The 18,796-nt window shown below is 32.5% G+C and carries 19 protein-coding genes; 10 read left to right on the top strand and 9 right to left on the bottom strand.

Annotation, left to right across the window (positions count from 1 at the left end; all coding sequences use genetic code 11):
* Positions 1–329 precede the first annotated feature (329 nt).
* From M0Q24_RS09690 to ccoS, 5 genes are read left to right on the top strand one after another with little or no spacing between them, the layout of a single operon-like run.
* Positions 330–920, top strand: a complete 591-nt coding sequence (locus tag M0Q24_RS09690) for an SIS domain-containing protein (protein ID WP_295050163.1) — start codon at positions 330–332, stop codon at positions 918–920.
* A gap of 3 nt (positions 921–923) precedes the next feature.
* Positions 924–1,448 (top strand): D-glycero-beta-D-manno-heptose 1,7-bisphosphate 7-phosphatase, encoded by a 525-nt coding sequence (gmhB, locus tag M0Q24_RS09695; RefSeq protein WP_295050164.1) that lies wholly within the window; start codon positions 924–926, stop codon positions 1,446–1,448.
* The gene (locus M0Q24_RS09700) at positions 1,432–1,917 is read left to right on the top strand and encodes an asparaginase domain-containing protein (protein ID WP_295050166.1); all 486 of its coding nucleotides are present in this window, start codon (positions 1,432–1,434) and stop codon (positions 1,915–1,917) included. Before gmhB ends, M0Q24_RS09700 begins: the two co-directional genes overlap by 17 nt.
* Positions 1,907–4,309 carry a heavy metal translocating P-type ATPase gene (locus M0Q24_RS09705; RefSeq protein WP_295050168.1) on the top strand — a complete coding sequence of 801 codons (2,403 nt, stop codon included), beginning with the start codon at positions 1,907–1,909 and terminating at the stop codon, positions 4,307–4,309. The genes M0Q24_RS09700 and M0Q24_RS09705 overlap by 11 nt, the downstream gene beginning before the upstream one ends.
* A gap of 9 nt (positions 4,310–4,318) precedes the next feature.
* Positions 4,319–4,534, top strand: coding sequence for a cbb3-type cytochrome oxidase assembly protein CcoS (ccoS, locus tag M0Q24_RS09710; protein WP_295050170.1), 216 nt, complete (start codon positions 4,319–4,321; stop codon positions 4,532–4,534).
* 71 nt (positions 4,535–4,605) lie between these two features.
* On the opposite strand, the gene M0Q24_RS09715 is transcribed toward ccoS, so the two are convergent.
* The gene (locus tag M0Q24_RS09715; protein WP_295050172.1) at positions 4,606–4,893 is read right to left on the bottom strand and encodes a cytochrome C; all 288 of its coding nucleotides are present in this window, start codon (positions 4,891–4,893) and stop codon (positions 4,606–4,608) included.
* A 114-nt stretch (positions 4,894–5,007) separates the two neighbouring features.
* Here M0Q24_RS09715 and rfaD point away from each other — a divergent pair, with 114 nt between their 5' ends.
* The 3 genes from rfaD to M0Q24_RS09730 are packed head-to-tail and all read left to right on the top strand — an operon-like array spanning position 5,008 to position 8,029.
* Positions 5,008–6,018 (top strand): ADP-glyceromanno-heptose 6-epimerase, encoded by a 1,011-nt coding sequence (gene rfaD / locus M0Q24_RS09720; RefSeq protein ID WP_295050174.1) that lies wholly within the window; start codon positions 5,008–5,010, stop codon positions 6,016–6,018.
* Positions 6,015–7,445 (top strand): D-glycero-beta-D-manno-heptose-7-phosphate kinase, encoded by a 1,431-nt coding sequence (gene rfaE1 / locus M0Q24_RS09725; RefSeq protein WP_295050175.1) that lies wholly within the window; start codon positions 6,015–6,017, stop codon positions 7,443–7,445. The genes rfaD and rfaE1 overlap by 4 nt, the downstream gene beginning before the upstream one ends.
* Complete coding sequence (locus tag M0Q24_RS09730; RefSeq protein ID WP_295050177.1) at positions 7,439–8,029, top strand: YfaZ family outer membrane protein; 591 nt, start codon at positions 7,439–7,441, stop codon at positions 8,027–8,029. The genes rfaE1 and M0Q24_RS09730 overlap by 7 nt, the downstream gene beginning before the upstream one ends.
* Here M0Q24_RS09730 and M0Q24_RS09735 read toward each other — a convergent pair.
* Genes M0Q24_RS09735 through M0Q24_RS09750 form a run of 4 tightly spaced genes read right to left on the bottom strand, consistent with a single transcriptional unit; the run spans position 8,026 to position 13,423 of the window.
* A complete protein-coding gene (locus M0Q24_RS09735) occupies positions 8,026–9,162 on the bottom strand; it encodes an FAD-binding oxidoreductase (RefSeq protein WP_295050179.1) in 1,137 nt (378 codons plus the stop codon). The genes M0Q24_RS09730 and M0Q24_RS09735 overlap by 4 nt on opposite strands.
* A 2-nt stretch (positions 9,163–9,164) precedes the next feature.
* Positions 9,165–10,148, bottom strand: a complete 984-nt coding sequence (gene waaF, locus M0Q24_RS09740) for a lipopolysaccharide heptosyltransferase II (protein WP_295050181.1) — start codon at positions 10,146–10,148, stop codon at positions 9,165–9,167.
* 33 nt (positions 10,149–10,181) lie between these two features.
* Positions 10,182–12,098, bottom strand: a complete 1,917-nt coding sequence (locus tag M0Q24_RS09745; RefSeq protein ID WP_295050183.1) for an LTA synthase family protein — start codon at positions 12,096–12,098, stop codon at positions 10,182–10,184.
* 50 nt (positions 12,099–12,148) lie between these two features.
* Entirely contained in the window at positions 12,149–13,423 is a 1,275-nt protein-coding gene (locus tag M0Q24_RS09750) for a glycosyl hydrolase (RefSeq protein ID WP_295050185.1), read from the bottom strand.
* A gap of 75 nt (positions 13,424–13,498) precedes the next feature.
* On the opposite strand from M0Q24_RS09750, the gene M0Q24_RS09755 reads away from it, so the two are divergent.
* Positions 13,499–14,461 (top strand): glycosyltransferase family 9 protein, encoded by a 963-nt coding sequence (locus M0Q24_RS09755; RefSeq protein WP_295050187.1) that lies wholly within the window; start codon positions 13,499–13,501, stop codon positions 14,459–14,461.
* Between the two features lies 1 nt (position 14,462).
* Here M0Q24_RS09755 and M0Q24_RS09760 read toward each other — a convergent pair whose 3' ends face one another.
* Complete coding sequence (locus M0Q24_RS09760; RefSeq protein WP_295050189.1) at positions 14,463–15,218, bottom strand: glycosyltransferase family 2 protein; 756 nt, start codon at positions 15,216–15,218, stop codon at positions 14,463–14,465.
* Complete coding sequence (locus tag M0Q24_RS09765) at positions 15,211–15,912, bottom strand: hypothetical protein (RefSeq protein WP_295050190.1); 702 nt, start codon at positions 15,910–15,912, stop codon at positions 15,211–15,213. The genes M0Q24_RS09760 and M0Q24_RS09765 overlap by 8 nt, the downstream gene beginning before the upstream one ends.
* A gap of 101 nt (positions 15,913–16,013) precedes the next feature.
* Here M0Q24_RS09765 and M0Q24_RS09770 point away from each other — a divergent pair, with 101 nt between their 5' ends.
* Positions 16,014–17,120 (top strand): glycosyltransferase family 4 protein, encoded by a 1,107-nt coding sequence (locus M0Q24_RS09770; RefSeq protein WP_295050192.1) that lies wholly within the window; start codon positions 16,014–16,016, stop codon positions 17,118–17,120.
* 42 nt (positions 17,121–17,162) lie between these two features.
* Here the strand turns inward: M0Q24_RS09770 and M0Q24_RS09775 are convergent, their stop codons facing one another.
* Positions 17,163–18,314 (bottom strand): hypothetical protein, encoded by a 1,152-nt coding sequence (locus M0Q24_RS09775; RefSeq protein ID WP_295050194.1) that lies wholly within the window; start codon positions 18,312–18,314, stop codon positions 17,163–17,165.
* Positions 18,250–18,796: hypothetical protein (locus tag M0Q24_RS09780; RefSeq protein WP_295050196.1), on the bottom strand; the 547-nt coding region annotated here is incomplete at its 5' end. The genes M0Q24_RS09775 and M0Q24_RS09780, both read right to left, overlap by 65 nt.

The following is an 18,796-nucleotide window of genomic DNA, read 5'->3' on the forward strand; positions in this document are numbered from 1 at the left end:
GTCGCTGCCTAGTTGATCAATTTAACAACTCTTCTTTTTTACTACAATCACCCTTTTTTTACAATAATAATTAAACGTTTAGAAATTAACTATTTTAATATTCTTCGCCTATTTAATAATCAACTTAATATGTTAATTATAACTCTAGCGTGACAATTTCAATATTTATTATTAGCATATCAATAGCGATTATTTACATCAATTTAAATATATATGAATTCCAACGCAGAGCATTGGAACTAGTTAATTATAACTCTGAAATTAAAATTGCTAAATCACTTTGTTATGCTTATTATGGTATTATTTCAAATATTATTTTAGGATATTATATGAAAGAATATATAAAAGATCAGATTAAAAAATCTTATGAAACAAAGATAGCTATTTATGAAAATAATGAATTACTAAGCAAGATAGAGCAGGTAGCTAAGCTTTGTGTTGAACTATATAGAGGTAAAAATAAGACGATTTTAGCTGGTAATGGTGGTAGTGCTGCGGATGCACAACATATTGCTGCTGAACTTGTTGGTAGATATGGGTTTGACAGACCATCTATTCCTTCACTTTCACTTACTACTGACACTTCAAACTTAACTGCTATTGGCAATGATTATGGATATGATAAAGTCTTTTCTCGCCAACTTGAAGGTATGGGTCAAGATGGAGATATTTTTATAGGAATATCTACATCAGGAAATTCTTTAAATATTATCAATGCTTTTAAAGTTGCAAAAGAGAAAAATATAAAAACTGTAGCTTTGGTTGGGCGTGATGGAGGAGAGATGGCAAAGTTGGCTAATTTTGCTATTATTATCCCATCAAACTCTACCCCTAGAATACAAGAGTCTCATATACTAATAGGACATATTCTTTGTGATATTATTGAAAAAGAAATATTTGGCGAAGGAATAGAAGATTAGTTTATGAATAAGGCACTTTTTCTAGATCGTGATGGTGTTATAAATGTTGAAAAAGAGTATCTTTACAAAATAGATGATTTTGAATTTATAGATGGTATATTTGACTTATGCAGATATTACCAAGATCTAGGATTTATTATAGTTGTCGTAACTAATCAATCTGGTATAGCAAGAGGTTATTATTCAGAGGATGATTTTGAGACTTTAACTTCTTGGATGAAAGGTGAGTTCTTAAAGCAAGATATACTTATATCAAAAGTATATTATTGTCCACACTATCCTAAAATATCTGGCAAGTGCAGTTGTAGAAAACCTAGTCCTGGAATGATTCTAGATGCAAGTAGGGATTTGAATATAAACTTATCAGAATCAATTATTGTTGGTGATAAAGAGAGAGATATAGAAGCTGGAATTGCTGCTGGCTTGAAATGTGGATATCTTTTTGATGAATCAAATAATATTAGAGTATCAAAAGCAAACAAAATTATTTCAAAATTTAAGGATATTTACGATGTTAATTCTCAATAGCGGTGGAACATTTAACAAAAAATACAATTCTAGAACAGGGAATTTGGAGATTCTGTTTAATAATGAAATTATAAAAAAAATTTTGAAAAGTACAACATTTGAGTATGATTTATCTGGTGCCATATACAAGGATAGTCTTGACATGGATATGGGTGATAGAAAGATGATCGCTAGTATCATTATGGAGTCAACTGATGATACTTTTATAATAGTCCATGGAACAGATACTATGGATATTACAGCTGAATTTTTATCTGAGATATTTGAAGATAGAAAAATCATACTTACAGGATCTATGAAACCGTTTGAGATAAACAAGATTGAAGCTACTCTAAATCTTGGGATGGCCATAGGATTTCTTAGGGCAAAACCTCAAAATGGCGTATATATCTGCATGAATGGTTTAATAGAGTTATCTAAAAATATTGCAAAAAACAAATCTTTAGGAAAGTTTGAGCTTGTCAAATAAAGTAGCTTGTAGTCATTGTCATCTTGTGTTTGATGAAGCTGTTATGATAAAAGATAGTGATCACTACTTTTGTTGTAATGGCTGTCAAGGTATTTTCAAACTTCTTAGCGATGAAGGGTTTGACAGTTTTTATGATAAAACTGCAAATGTAAAACTCTCACCTCCTATAGAGAAATTTGAAGATTCTTCAACTTTTGATAGTGAGTCTTTTAGAGATGCTTTTGTAAAGACAAATAGTGATGGATTTAGTGAAATTGCACTTATTATACAAGGTATTCACTGCTCTGCTTGTGTTTGGTTAAATGAAAAAGCTCTTCATAAGATGGATGGGGTTATAGAAGTAAATATTAACTTTACTAACAACAAAGCTACTGTAGTTTGGGCAGATGACGTCGTAAAGCTCTCTGCTATTATAGAGATGATTCGCTCTATTGGTTATGATGCTTTTGCTTATGATTCATCAATACAAGAGGTTTATGCAAACAAAGAAAGAAAATCATACTACTTGAAGATGGCAGTGGCAATATTTGCATCTATGAATATTATGTGGATAGCAGTGGCTCAATATGCTGGATATTTTACTGGAATTACTCAAGAGATTAAAACTATTTTAAATATAGCGGAGTGGATTTTAGCTACTCCTGTACTCTTTTATAGTGGTTGGGTTTTTTTTAGAGGTGCATATTATGGTCTAAGAAATAGAGTTGTAAATATGGATTTAATGGTCGCAACTGGAGCATTACTTACATATATATATTCTATTTATATAACTGTGACAGAATATGGAGAGGCATACTTTGATTCTGTTAGTATGATTATAACCTTTGTACTTATTGGAAAGTTTTTAGAAGTATTAAGTAAAAAAAATGCGGCAGACACACTTGATATCATTGGTAAACATATCCCTAGTGAGATAAAAATTATTTTGGATGATACTATCATTTCTTGTAAGTTAGAAAATGTAAAAGTTGGAAATATCGTAGTTGTGTCATCTGGTGAGAGAGTTTTACTTGATGGCGAAATTGTAAAAGGGCAAGGTTCTTTTGATGAATCTAACTTAACGGGAGAGAGTGAGCCGATTTATAAAAAAGCAGGCGATATCGTTATTAGCGGGACCACAAGTATAGATGCAGATGTTTATTTTAGAGCTACAAAGGACTTTAAACACTCGACTCTTTCAAATCTTGTCACTCTACTTGAATCTGCAATAAACAAAAAACCAAAAATACAGCAGATGGCAAATAGACTCTCAGAACACTTTTCATCTGTCATATTAGGATTTAGCTTTTTAACATTTCTTGTGTGGTTTATGATAGGTAACGGATTTGAGACTTCTTTTATGATAGCTATCTCTGTAATTGTTATAGCCTGTCCTTGTGCTTTAGCTCTTGCTACACCAGTTGCTACTCTTGTTGGGCTGAACCTTGGTGCAAAGAGAGGCATCCTCTTTAAAGAGGCGGCTCAAATTGAGACTATGGCAAAGGTTGATACTTTAGTCTTGGATAAAACTGGAACTATCACAGTCGGAAAACCGGAGGTTATAAAAGAAAATGTGTTTGAAGAGTTTGACAAAATGTTGTTGTACTCTCTTGTAAAACTATCAAAACATCCTGTTGCATCTGGGATTTGTATATATTTAGAGAATAATGACGACAAGTTAAAAGAGATCTTATTTGATGAATTTTCTCAAATTCCAGCTTGTGGCATAAAAGCAAAATATAAAAACAAAGAGATATTGGGTGGAAACTTAAAACTCTTAAAGCAACACGATATAACTATTGACTTTGTAAGCGATAACACAGTTTTTTACTATGCTATTGATAACAAAATTGTTTGCATATATGAGCTCAGTGATAAGATAAAAGAGAGTGCAAAAGAGCTTATACTTGAGATGCAAAAAAGAGATATAAATGTCGTAATGCTTACAGGAGACAATGAAAAGAGTGCTAGAAGTGTGGCAAGCAAGGTTGGCATTACTGAGCTTTACTATGAACAAACTCCAGAGGATAAATCTAACTTTATAGAGTCTCTTCATGCGCAAAACAGAAGTGTAGTTATGGTTGGTGATGGAGTTAATGATATATTGGCACTCTCAAGAGCAGATATTGGTATAGTTATGGGAAGTGGAAGTGATATAGCTGTGGAGATTGGTGATGTAGTTTTATTGAATAACTCTCTAACTTCACTTAAAGATGCATTTAAGATAAGTAAAATCACTTTTGGACTAATCAAACAAAACCTTTTTATATCTTTAGTCTATAATGCTATTACTATACCACTTGCTATGGCGGGATATGTTATCCCACTTGTAGCTGCAATATCGATGTCTTTTAGTTCGCTTTTAGTAGTTGGTAATTCGCTGAGAATAAAATATAAGTTTAAACAAAAGTAGAGGTAGAAAATGAATAACTGGGTAATAGCTATGATGTTAGGTGTCTCTATTTTTTTAGGAGCTGTTGCACTTTTTGCATTTCTTTGGGCTATAAAAAATGGGCAGTTTGATGATGAAGAGAAGTTTTTAAATGCAGCAAAGTTCGATGGAGAAGATGAACTAAATGATGCATTTAAACAAGAGCAAAAGAAAAAAGCTTTGAAAAAAGATTATCGACCTGAGTAGAGAGAAGTTGGTAAAATTAAATAAGAAGTGTTTAAATAAACTGCTCATTTATGAGCAGTTTTGAAGATAAATTATTTACCTATAGTTTGTGCAAAAGCATCTAATTCTTCATCAGAGTACTTAGCTACTTGACCTTTCATAAGACCTTTCATTGGGCCACCGTAACTGCCATCTTTATATCCCTTAAGAGAAGTTGCAATTTCAGCATGTGTCATCTCAGCAACATTTTTAGACTTTCCTAGAGCTGCTTTAGTCCAGTCAGCACCGTGACAAGATGTACATGCTTTGCCATTTACTGCTGCCATAGATGCTGTTGCTAATGCTAAAGAAGCTACTGTAGCGATTACGATTTTTTTCATTTTTTTTCCTTAAAGATTAATTTTCGGCTCAATTATAGTGCGTTGAGTCTTAAATACTTGTTAATGAAGGATAGTGTATGATTTTATTAAAATAATGTGAGAATGGATGAGTAAATGAGATACATAGAAGATGATTTAACAAATAAAACGATTTTAATAACTGGCGGGGCTGGATTTATAGGTTCAAACCTAGCTTTTTACTTTCAAAATAACCATCCAGATGCGAAGATAGTGGTGCTTGATAGTTTTAGAAGCTCTTATGTGCTTTCAAATGGGAACTTAAAGAGTTTTGGACACTTTAAAAACCTTATAGGCTTTAATGGGGAAATTATTAGCGGAGATATAAATGACAAAGATCTACTCCTAGATCTAGAAATAAATTACAAATTTGATTATATTTTTCATGAAGCTGCTATCTCTGACACTACTGCTCAAGAGCAAGATCTAATGATAAAAACAAATGTAAATGCTTATAAAGATCTCTTAGACCTAGCGATCAGACATGGTGCAAATATGATCTATGCATCTTCAGCTGCAACTTATGGAAATGCAGAGTCACCTCAAAGAGTAGGAAGAGAAGCACCAAACAATGTTTATGGTTTCTCAAAACTTTGTATGGATAACTTAAGCCGTGACTATATTAAAGAGTGTGATATCTCTATAATAGGGCTTAGATATTTTAATGTTTATGGAAAGGGAGAGTATTTTAAAAACACTACTGCCTCTATGGTTTTGCAGTTTGGACATCAGATCTTAGCAGGTAAAAATCCTAGACTTTTTGAGGGAAGCGACAAGATACTCCGAGATTTTATATATATAGAAGACATTATCCAAGCCAATATAAAAGCCATGATGTCAAAAAAAAGTGGTGTTTATAATGTAGGTACAGGAGTGCCAAGAAGCTTTCAAGACATAGTTGACATTCTCCAAAAGGAGTTAGGAACTAATCTAGCATGTGAGTATATGCCAAACCCATTTGTAGGAAGTTATCAGTTTCATACAGAGGCTGATATAGAGACTACTAGAGAGGCTCTAGGTTATGAACCAGCCTATGATATGGAAGATGCCATTAAAGACTATGTTGGTGAGATAAAGAGGGTTTATGAGCAAGAAGTAAAAGCATGAAATTTTTAAAAAATTACACTCCAAAGATCCTAGTTATTGGTGATTTGATGATAGATCACTATTTGTGGGGAAGTTGTGAGAGAATATCTCCCGAAGCTCCTGTTCAAGTAGTTGATATTGCCAAAGAGACAACGGTTTTAGGTGGAGCTGGAAATGTTATTAATAACCTCAAAGCATTGGGTGCAGATGTGAGTGTTAGTAGTGTTATTGGTGATGATGATAATGGCGTTGAGCTAAAAGAGATGTTAAAAATCATTAATGTAGATAGTTCAAATATCATAATTCAAAAGGGAAGAACTACTTCTAAGAAGAGCCGTATCATAGCAGTTGGTCAGCAAATATTGAGATATGACAAAGAGAGTAAAAATGAGATTAAAGAGGAGAGTGAATTTAAGATAATAGAATCCATATCTAAAAATATAGCCTCTTTTGATACATTAATTTTGTCTGATTATGGCAAGGGAGTTTTAACAACTTCACTTTGTCAACAAGTAATATCTTTAGCAAATAAAAATGGTGTAAAAGTTTTAGTAGATCCCAAAGGTAGTGACTTCTCAAAATACAAGGGATCGTATCTTTTAACTCCAAATAAAAAAGAGGCAATGTTAGCGTCAAAAATAGAGATAAAAGATGAGGAGTCTCTAAGAGCAGCTCTTGTTAAACTTAAAGATGAATTAGATCTAAATATATCACTTATAACACTCTCGGAGGACGGAATTGCTATATATGAAAATGAGCTTAAGCGATTTGCTACTGTTGCTAAAGAAGTTTTTGATGTAACTGGTGCTGGAGATACGGTTATTGCATCTATTGCCTTTGCTCTTAGTGCTTCAAAATCGATTGAAGAAGCTGCTTCATTTGCAAACTTAGCTGCTGGTGTTGTTGTTGGAAAACTAGGATCTGCTACAGTTACAATTGATGAGATAGAAGAGTATGAAGCATCGCTACATAAAAGTACATCAGATGCGCATATTAAGAGTTTTGAAGATATAAAAAACATAGTAGAGAGATATAGAGCAAATGGCAAAAAAGTTGTCTTTACAAATGGCTGTTTTGACATCTTACATGTTGGACATGTTAAGTACTTGCAAGAGGCTAAAAGCTTTGGAGATGTGCTTATAGTTGGTCTAAACTCAGATGCCTCAGTCTCAAGACTAAAAGGACCTGAGCGTCCTGTAAATCTTGCAGAGGATAGAGCTTATATACTTGCAGCTCTTGAAGCCGTTGACTTTGTAGTTCCTTTTGAAGATGATACACCTTATGATCTTATAAAGATGATACAGCCGCATACGCTAGTAAAAGGTGGAGATTATGAGGGAATGGATGTAGTTGGAACTGAGTTTGCTAGTGAGTTAAAGCTTGTTGGTTTTGTCGATGGCAAGAGTACAACAAAAACAATCCAAAAAATACAAGGAACTTCATGTTAAAGAAAATTGGGCTATTAGCACTATGTAGTGCTTCCGTTTTTGCAATGCACAGTGTAGAATTAAATATTAACGACAAAGATTTAGAATTTGGTGCAAAAGTTGATATGGGTCAGTTCAATGATACTATTGATCCAGATAGTGTATTTATAGGTGCTAAGATACTTCATGCTGATGAAAAAAACAGTGATTTTAGAAGCAATAGCGAGATGAACGACTACTATGAAGCTAGCTTTCTTATGCAAAGAAGAGTTGCTGCAACAGAGTTGGTTATCGGTCTTGGTGTAAAGCTAAATGGTACTAAAAATTTTAGTAGTATTCCACTTGGGGTAGAAGCTACTTATAAAATAGTAAATGGTGCAATTCCGTTATATCTTAAGGGAGCTGTTTATTTTGCACCTGAGATCCTTTCAATGCAAAATGCAAAGAACTTTTTAGAATATCGTGTGGCTTTAGACATTGAGCTAATTACTAACGGTTATGTAACTGTTGGTTATAGATCATTAGACACAAATTATGATAGTAAAAAAGGCGGAGATAAGAACTATAACAAGTCTGCTTACATTGGTGTGAAATTCGCTTTTTAAGCTACCTTTTTTCTTGCATATTTAAAGAATAGTTTTTGTGTTGAGATCTCACTTGGGATCTCAAGATTTTCTAAGAGATATTGACTCAATATCTTTGCTAGATATGGAGCAAAAACAAAACCTCTTGAGCCCAACGCATTTATGATATAGATGTTTGGATGGTAAAGCAAAGACTCTTTTGGAATCATTGTTCCATTTTTTATAGATGGATATTTTTTTAATGAGGCATTATAATCTACAAGTTTTCCAACTACAGGAAAATAACTCTTTATGCTAGATCTAGCACCTGTATATGTTTTTATAACTTCTAAGTCTTTTAACTCTATTAACTCATTTGCTTTGTTCAAAAGATACTCAACTTGTGCTTTTTCATCATCTACATAAAAGCTACACTTATCACAACTTGTATTGCAAAATATTTCGCTAGAGTCATGCCTTTGCTGAGTAGCGCCGATGGCTATAGTGTTGTCTTTTTTGTTTGTAGAGATGGAGATAGATTTGTGGATATTAAAAGGGACTTTAGTTGTTGTTTTAGCATCAAGTCGTAGTCCAAAAATAGGACTTAATCCTATGTAAGGACTATCTACTAAAGAGTTACTTACTCCTTGAGTTAGAATGATATTTTTTGTTTTTACACCATCAGCACTATAGATCTCATCTTCATATTTTAACTCTATTATCTCTTTTATATATAAGTCACATCCCTCTATCATTTTGTGTAAGATCTCAGATGGATTTATATATGCAGCTTCTTTATAGAAAAATCCTTCTATATCTTTAAAATCACTTGAGATAGTTCTAAGTTTTTGGGATGAGTAGTATTCATTTTCTAATTCGTTTAGGCTATCTTTTGAGAAGTTTTCATCAGCAACTCTTAAAACTCCTTTTTTTATAAAAGATTCAGATGAAAGCTTTTCATAAAAATCTAAAGAAAAGGTAAGTGAATCATTTACGAAAGAGTTATAGGGATTTTTCTTTCCTGCAAGAGGTGAGAGAAATGCTCCAGCTGCTCCACTAGCACCTGAAGCAACACCATCTCTATCTATAATGGCTACACTTTTACCTGCTTTATTTAAAAAGTGAGCAATGGCACAACCTGCAGATCCAGCTCCTATAATGAGATAATCATACACCGTTATAGATCCATATCTTTAATGACTTCTATAACCTCTAATGCTGTGATACTTTTCATGCAATCATGATGCTCAAGTGGGCACTCTCTCTTCATGCAAGGGGAACAATCCATTTCATGCCTTATAAGTCTACTTTTTTCATTCATCCATTGTGATGTCTCTTTGTGTCTTGTTGGTCCAAAAATTGCAACTGTAGGCACTTGATAAGCAGCTGCCACGTGCATAGGCCCGCTGTCATTTGTAACAAATAAAGAACATCCTGCAATGCTAGAGCAAAGCTCTTTTATATCTGTTTTTCCTGCTAGGTTTGTGTAGTTGGTAACTTTCATGGATCTAAGATGTGACTCTATCTCATCTGCCATCTCTATCTCATTTGGTCCGCCAAAGATTATGATGTCGTACCTGTTCGAAAATTCACTAGCCACCTCTGCAAATCTCTCTGGATACCATCGTTTTGCACTTCCATAAGTAGCACCTGCATTTATCCCTAAAGTAGGCTTAGTAAAGAGTTTTGGCTCAATAAAGAGCTTTAGTTTTGGAACTTCTTTGTCCCAGCCATCAACATCACACATCGCAAGTTCGGCGTACTGTTTTACAAGGTGTTGATTGGTTTTTATTACTGAAGTGTGAGAGAGTAAAAAGATGGAGTGCCATGAACGTTTTGAGATGCAAACAACTGTTTTGGTAAATCTCAAAAGTAAGCTAGAATGAAGTTGGTTTCTAAAGCTTATAGCTAGATGAAACTCTCCTAACTCACGAGCTAGTTTATATGTAGCTAAAAATCTATTTGGAGCTTTTTTTGTCTCATCTACAATAGCCTTCTCACAAAGTGGATGGTGCTTTATAGCTTCGATGCTGACATAACTTCCAACAAAGGTAAATCTAGGATTATTATAATACTTTGCTAAAAGCTCAATAGCAGGAGTAGCCATAATAGCATCACCTAACCAGTTTGGCAAAATAATTAATATTCTATGACTCGGCATTTAGTGCCTCCCTGCATTGAGCTTTAGCTTTTATCATTTTGCCCATCTGTTTTTCTCTAGTAGTTGTGCTTCTGCTGTGTCTATAGCAAAAAGTAGTTTTTTCATCTTATCCAAAAGGTTTTCGCTCTCTGCATCTTTTTCAACTACATCTTTAAAGTTATACTTGATATATCCACTGTTTGTGATAAGTCCTATAAGGTTTCCAGCATAAAAATAGACAAACCTCTCATTTATATCTTCATCGAAGAGCGAACTTCCCATAGTAGTAATCTCAGCTTTTAAGCCTAGCATATCAACAATAGTAGGAAATATATCATTATGTCCACCCAAAGTTGTCACTTCCTGAGGCTCAAAAATCTTTGGAGCGTATATGATAAGAGGGATTCTAAAATGTTCTATTGCCGCTTTTGGTGTATCGTCTGGTCGATATTTTCTAGCTATTGGATTTAATGCATCTCCACTTCCGTGATCTGAGGTGAAAATAAAGATAGTTCTATCAAACCATGGCTCACTCTTAACATTTTCCATAAAGCGTTCTATGGCGTTATCTGCATAGATATAAGCATTAAGAGATCCGTGATAGTTCTTTAGATCATGAGGATACCTCTCAAACTTTGCACTTGGGAGATAAAAATCTGAGTGAGTAGTACTTGTAAAAGCGAAGCTTAAAAAAGGCTCTTTCATAGTGTTTAATTTTTTATGATAAAAGTCAAGCATATTAAAGTCATAAGTTCCAGTTAAAGGTTCTCTTCCCTCATCTACATCTTCTACATTTGGCATATCTTCAGCGCCATAATACTGATCAAAACCAGCTATTGCACTAACCGCATCAACTCTATATGAACGTTTATTAGATGCCTGCATGGAGAGTGTTGAGTAACCATTTTCTTTTGCAACATTTCCAAGATAGCTAAGTGTTGATAGTTCTAAACCTTTACCCAAATATTGAGCTCCAGCAGGAATAGTTATACCTGTAAAGATGGAAGTTATACCAAATATAGATCTGTAGCCATTTGAGTAAAAGTTTGTAAACTTTAAACCCTCTTGACTTAGTTTTTTAAAGTATGGTGTAACATTTAACTCTTTATAGTGAGTAAATCCATCAATATGTTCAGCTCCAAAAGATTCTAAAAGAACAATTACAACATTATATTTTTCAATATCCTTAAAAGGGTATTTACGAAGAAGTGGAAACTCTTTGTCTACAAAAGGTGCATTTGGAGTCTTTAGTGCATCTTTGCTTATCTCTATGGCTTCTTGAAGGTTCATAAGATTGTGTTTAGCAGATTTTTTTGCAGTTCTGTAAATTGTGAAGAAGCCATTGAGTGCTAAGTTTCCACTACTTACTTTGTTTACCGCAAAAGCATCACTACTTCCAAAACTTTTACCAGAGACGCTGTTTCTAATGCCAATAAATACAATTAGGATAGTTACTAGTGTGAAAATAACCAACTTTTTTGAAGAGATAAACTCTTTTGGTTTAAATGAGAAAAATTTATAAACAGAGTATAAAAATAGAGTACTTAAAAGAAGTGCACCAAGAGTATGAAAAAGCATAGATCCAAATGCCATTCCTACAATAATGTCCATATCATCACTAAGGTTGAAGATCTCGTTTGAGATGTGTCTGTGGATATAATCATAATATAGTACATCGCTAAAACTAATAACAAAGATGATGTTTAGTATGACAGCCCAAAGAATGGCTACTATGGATCTATGTTTTGGATTTTTAAGAAATATAAGAGTTAAAACAAAGATAAATGAGAATGTAAAAATTGTTATCATATCTACTCGAAAGCCCATAAAAAGTGAGGCGTAAAACTCGGCAGTGCTTAAATCTGTAAAGTCCTCAGTGTAGAAACTATAGAGAGTTAGTCTTATAGCCATAAGAACTAAAAAACTAAACAAGATTAATGAAAGTATTTGTGTAAACTGATTTTTATGCACTACGGAGATTCCTCTTTAAAGTGTGGATGGTTTTTTATTCATGCTCATAATTATACCGAGTCATTGATGTATATATATAATGGTGATGAACCGATACTAAGTGTTTTGTCTTTTATATTTTTACCACTCATAGAGTAGACTTTAAAATAATCTTCATTTTTTAGAGTCATATCCTTAAGAGACCAGTGGATCTGAAGTAGTTTGTTATCTACTAAGCACTGAAATATATAGTAGCCTCTTTTTATATCAAGTCTTAAAAACTGTGCATTTTTTAGATTTTTAAACATAAACTTGTAGACTTCAAAAGCCTCTCTTTTTCTTAAGCCTTCTCTGTTGTCAACCAAGCCATAACCAGCCGCTATAAGCTGATGCCAAGAGAGAGAGTTTACTTGTTGAGATGCAAAAGCCAAGAGATGATATCTTAGCATATAGTCGGCATATAGCTCTTCGCTAACACACTCAAACTCGCTTGTTGGTGCGTATGGTGCGGTGTTGCTTATGGGCCAATTTGTCTCTGTGATGTGCAGTGCGTGTTTGCTCTTTGGAGAGAGCCAGACCATGGTACTAAGCCATGCTATCTTATCTGAGAGAGCAAACCCTAGTTGTGTGTTCTCAGGAGCTCCTCGCCTATCTACATAAAGAAGTGATGCAACGCCATCATACTTGTAGTTGAAAAAATTAAAAAGAGTGTGCGCAGTAAAATGAAACTCAAAGTCTATAACTCCGCTACCTATAAGCACTATATCTTTAAACTCTTTTTGCTTTAAATCATAAGCTACTTTATAAAAACGGTTGTACTCATCAACACTAAAAAAGCCCCATTTTGCCCTGTTTATAGTTGAACCAATCTCATAAATATCCACAAAACCATCTAAAGAAGTAAATATAGCTCTTAGATCCTTTTCTAAAAGATCAAGATCTTCTACATGTTCTCTATCTTGAAGGATTTTTAAGATGACTTTTCTCTTTTTGTTTTTTTCTAAGAACTCTTTTAACTGAGGCAGAGTATCAAGCTCCCAAAGTTTGAGTCTAACTAAAACTCTCTCTACTTCAATCTCATCTAAAAGTTTTAAACTCTCCTCGCTTTCTCTTTGATAATCAACTCCCATGGAGAAAAAGCTCTTAGAAGCGACATGTTTTCTTCTGATATAAGGCATCGCAATGATGGAGATTGGAAAGACAAGCAGTGATATAAGAGCGGTTTTTAAAAAAGAGAAAAACTCAGTTTTTCGCATCTTATTTTTAAAAGATCTATCTTTTAGTTGTGCTGGTTGGTCGGAATATTCATCCCACTTAAAAGGTTTTTTCAATCTTTTTTTATCCATTGTCAATTTTTAAATAAGGCGGATTATAACCTTTTTAAGGTAAAATCCCTAAATTAAATATTTTAGGGATAGTGAATGAAGATTTTAGTTTGTAGAACTGATAAGTTAGGGGATTTTATAACAGCTCTGCCTTGCATCTACGTCTTAAAAAAGCAAAATCCTAATAACAAAATCATCGCTTGTGTAGCTCCACTAAACAAGACTTTGGCTCTCTCATGTGAGTTTATAGATGAGGTTGTAGTTGATAGTGGGGAGAGTGTTTGGAGGTTAGCATCTAAGCTTCGTGCTTTAAATGTAGATGCAAGCATAACTCTCTTTTCAAACACTCGTATAGCTTTTACTCAATTTTTAGCTCGCATTCCAAAACGCATAGCACCAGCTACAAAAATAGCTCAAATCTTCTATACAGATAGGGTAAGACAGAGAAGAAGCCAAGTTAAGATGGCTGAGTTTGAGTATAACTTAGCGCTGACAAAAGAGCTCTTTAGTGATATAGATCTAAGTTATAAAAAACCTCTTTTAGAGTTTAGCGATGCAAAAGATGTTTATAAGATATTTTGCATAAATAATGATATAGAAAAAGAAGTCATTGCTTTTCATGTAGGCTTTGGAGGCTCATCTGATGCTAACTGGAACTTAGATGAGTATGAAGAGCTGATTCACGCAGTTTTAATAGAAAATAGATATCAAGTTGTGCTCACATTTGGACCAGATGAAAAGGAGTTATATGAAGAGATGCAAAATAGATTTATGAACTACAATGTTGTGTGTTACTTCTCACAAGAGAGCATAAACTACTTTGCAAAACTCATAAGCAACTTCAAACTCTTTGTAAGTACTTCAACAGGAACCTATCACTTAGCATCATTAGTTGGAACTCCCACTATGACATTTTTTGCAGATACTCTATTTGCAAGTTCAAAGAGATGGAAAGGTGTCGGAGATGAGAAGTTACAGCAAAACTTTATGATTCCTATAGATAAAAAAGAAAAAGACATTCTTTTTAAAAAAGTTTTAAATCTTTTGAAAAAAGTTTAGGCTATTTTTGTTCTTTGTTAAGTTCATAAAGTTTTATGTATTTGTAAAAGTTTGTAGCCATATGTGAAAAAGCTATAACTAACCCTGCGTAACCATCTAAAAAGCCTCTTTTTAAAAAATACGTTTTCAAAAAAGAGAAGCATCCATTAAAAACCGCTTTTATGGGAGATGATTTTTTTTTGCCTACATTATCATTAGCATAGATTGTCGAATATCTATCAAGTTTAATTATAAAATCACTAATGTTAGAATATGGATAGTGTTTTATCGCTCCACCAATAGAATCAATTTTCAAATTTTCATCTATAATTTTTTCATGCACATGTTTATTTGTAAAGGAAGTAATATTTTTATTATACAGCCTTACTATATTATCCTTACCCCAGCAGTGCTTTATTTGAGTCTTTTTATAATAGTTGGTTCTAAGAATGGAATAGACCTTGTAATTGTCAAGGATTTTCGCTTTTAAATTTTCAATAAATTCTTCTGAGACTACTTCATCAGCATCTAAAGAGAGTATCCACTCATTTTTTGCAAAAGAGGCAGCTATGTTTTTTGTTGGGCCAAACCCTATAAATTCGCCTTCGATGAGATTTACATTGGTGAAACTTTTTGCTATTTCGGCTGTTTTATCTGTAGAGTTATTGTTATAAACTACCACATCGCTAAATGCTGCTAATGATTTTAGTACATCTTCTAGTGTGTTTTGAGCATTTTTTGTTATTATAACACAGGAAATATCTGTTATTTTAGTCATTTACTTCTTGTCCCTTGAGTCTCTTTTTTAAATTTTTTATTTTTTTATTTTTATTTGAGTAGTATAAAACTTGTTTTGTAAAATTTTCGCTACAAACACAGTGCTTCTTATACTCATCTGCCATCAAAACTAATATCTCATCATCTGCCCATAGTTTGGAGAAATTTTTAGCTCTGTCATCCTCGCTTAGTGCAAAAAACTTCATCCTATTTATATCTACAATTTTAAAGATGTAGTCTTCGCCCTCTTGCTTGATTAAAATATTTCCTGGAGAGTAATCATTATGAAAGATATTATCATTATGAAGCTCTAATGTAAATCGTGCAAAAGCCCTAAATACAGCTTCTCTGCTTGAAAAATTTCCATCTAGCAAGGGTTCTCTTATTGTAAAATCATAGTTAAAATTTTCGCTTACAAAATAACTCTCATTAAGGAGACCAAACTTAAAAAACTCAATATATGCAATAGGCATGGGGGTGAATTCTTTTAATTTTAATGAGTGTGTGTAAGATTTTTTAGCTTTAGAATCTCTAAAAAAAGTATATACAATTTTATTTATAATATTTGGAACTTTAAATGATTTTACAACTGTTGTGTATTTACTATGTTGAACTATTTTTAATTCATTTCTTGCTTTGTGTATAAGTGTGTCATTTTTAGTGAATATATCCCTTATATTCACTAAAAAATCCATAAAAAAATCTTTATAAAGTTCATTTATTTCATATCTATTCATAAGTGGAATTATATCAAAATAATGATAGTATAACCACATTAATTTTTTGGGGTGTATTTTTGAGAAAAATTTTAGAGCTTTGTTTGTCCCCAGATACGGGTGGACTTGAACTATATATGGTTAGAGCCTCGCACTATCTACATGAAAGTGGCATGAATATAACAAGTGTTATAAATGAAACTGGAAATTTAGAAAAGTACTATCAAAATACTGACTGTAAATATAAGAAGCTAAAAAAATATACTGCGGTTCTTTCGTTCATAAGTGCTAAAAAATTAGCGAAAATAATTGATGATAATGGTATTACTGTTGTACACATTCACTGGACAAAAGATCTACCAGTCGCTGTTCTAGCAAAGCTTATATCAAAACAAAAGCCTAAACTCATACAAACTAGACATATGACAATGACTAGATTTAAAGATGATTTTTATCATAGATTTTTATATAAAAATATCGACTTAATGCTTGCTGTCACAAAGCAAGTAAAAGAGCAAATAGAAAAATTTATTCCGATTGATGTAGTACCTAATGTTGAAGTTCTGTATATAGGGGCAGATAAACCAGAAGCTATTGACTTAGAAGATAAGAAAGCTCTTCGTGATAAGTATAATTTGCAAAGATCTTTTATTGTTGGAATAATTGGGCGAATAGAAGAAAGCAAAGGTCAGTATTTAGTTATAGAAGCTATTAAAAAACTTGTGCGTAAAAACATAGATGCTAAAGCTTTGATAGTGGGTCATGCTATGAATGACAATTACCTAAATAATTTAAAAGATAACATTGAAAAAGAAAAAATAAATGATAAAGTAATATTTACTGGTTTTACAACTAAAGTTCAAAGATTGATGCAATTATGTGATGTTATTGTTCTTGCAACTGATAAAGAGACTTTTGGTTTAGTTCTTATAGAAGCAATGCAGTGTGAAATAGCAGTAATAGCAAGTGATAGTGGTGGACCTTTAGAAATTATTGATAATAATAAAAGTGGACTTTTTTTTAAGAGCAAAGAGTCAGATGACTTAGCTCAAAAACTTGAAATTCTATATAGAGATGAAAAGTTAAGGGAAAGTATTGCAACAGCTGGGAAGCTTAAAGCGAATGAGAAGTTTTGCAGCGAAAAACAGTTTAAAAAATTAAAATATATTTTAAGTAGCTTTAAATAAGAGTATTTGAACTTTCGTAATAGTATAACTCTTTCTTGTTGTTTATATAGGTGTTGGAAAACAAATTATTTCTTGTTGAAATGCTTTTAATTGTTCGTCATAAAAATCTGGATTTATACGGTATAGATCATTTTGTATCTGTAAAAGTAACCAGTAATTTATTTCTTGATTATAGTGAGTGATATCTTTATAATTATCAAGATTTTGCGTGATATCAGAGGCTAATTGAAAATCGTATAAATGGACATTTTTGTAAGGTTTAAGTTGTTCAGAAATATATTTTTTAAACAAGATTACATCATTGAGTGTATTTTGCTTTTGCATAAGTTTGAATGCTAAAGAGGAGTAGGGTGGGAAAAATATATAAAATTTAATAGAAGGATTGTTGATAACTATGGTCTGAAGGTATGTATCAAAATTCTTTTTAAGGATAGATATCGAAAATGCACTTTGAATTTTTTCCTTTTCTAGGGTTGACTTAAGATTATATTTATTTAACTCTTTTATAAAATGTTTTTGTGTCTCTTCTTTGTTAAATAAGCCTTTAAATAGCTCTCCCCAGCTATAAATGGTTTCTAGTTTTTTTGTTATAGCTGTTTTATTATAAGGTGATTTTATCGCTTGGAGACTTTTTTTAAGTATCTTGTAGTTAAGTAAATAGCGAAGGTCATTAAAAATATTATCATCATAAAGATACTCAGGGAAAATAGAAGGGATCTTGTAGTAAGCAGTATCATTTGAAAAGGAGTAGATATCTAGTCCTAAGAAGATAGTCTTGATATCCTGATATTTTAATGCTCGATTTATAGTAGTATAAAGCTCAAAACCTGAGGCTCCTTGTATAGGCAGTTTTGAAGCATTCTGCACTTGAAGAATCTTTTCAATCTCAGGTGTGTTGAAGTTTTCTACCATAGAAGACCCTGTGATAATGGTATTAAAAGGATAGCTCTTAAGTAAGCCAGCATTGAGATATCTCTGTTCATCCATTTTAAATGTATAAAAACTTGCTGCTCTATATATTTGAAAGGGATCTACTATGTAATTTATAATAACAGTACCTAAAATAAAAAAATATGAAATAAAGAAGCTCAAAAGAGTAAATTTTTTATAGTTGAGCTTTATGATTTTTTTATAGATCATGTGAAAATTCTCTATAAATTCCAAAATTAGAATTTTGTGTTGTTTTATTTTCATCAAATATTCTCTCAAAGATGAGTCGCCCTATACTTTTTACTGTATGAGAGCTATCTCGAAAATTTATAAAATTTTGTGTTATGGTGTTCTTAGTTCCAAAATCATAGTATGGATGAACAAAGGAAAGCTTATGCTTCATATAGTTATATGTATCGCCTAAGCCTAATGATTCAATCATGTCTAAATGTGAAATATGTACAGGACTAATATACAAGATAAGCTCTACGCCATTTTTTTGACAAAGTTGTGTCACCTCTTTTATACGATTTAGGTTGGCATCTATACTGCTTGGATTTAGAAAGTTTTGAGAATTTAAAAATATTTTGCCCTCTTTGTACTGCTTAAGAGTTGCTTCTATATTTTTTTGTATCTGCTCATCACTAAATGGTTGGTCTTTTTCTACAGTAGTTGCTCTTTGTACTATATTGGCATAGATAGTTTTTAAGCTTACAAGAGATGTTTTAAAATTAAAAGTTGCTTCT

Origin of the sequence: Sulfurimonas sp. (assembly GCF_023228785.1) — a bacterium.
Lineage (GTDB): Bacteria > Campylobacterota > Campylobacteria > Campylobacterales > Sulfurimonadaceae > Sulfurimonas.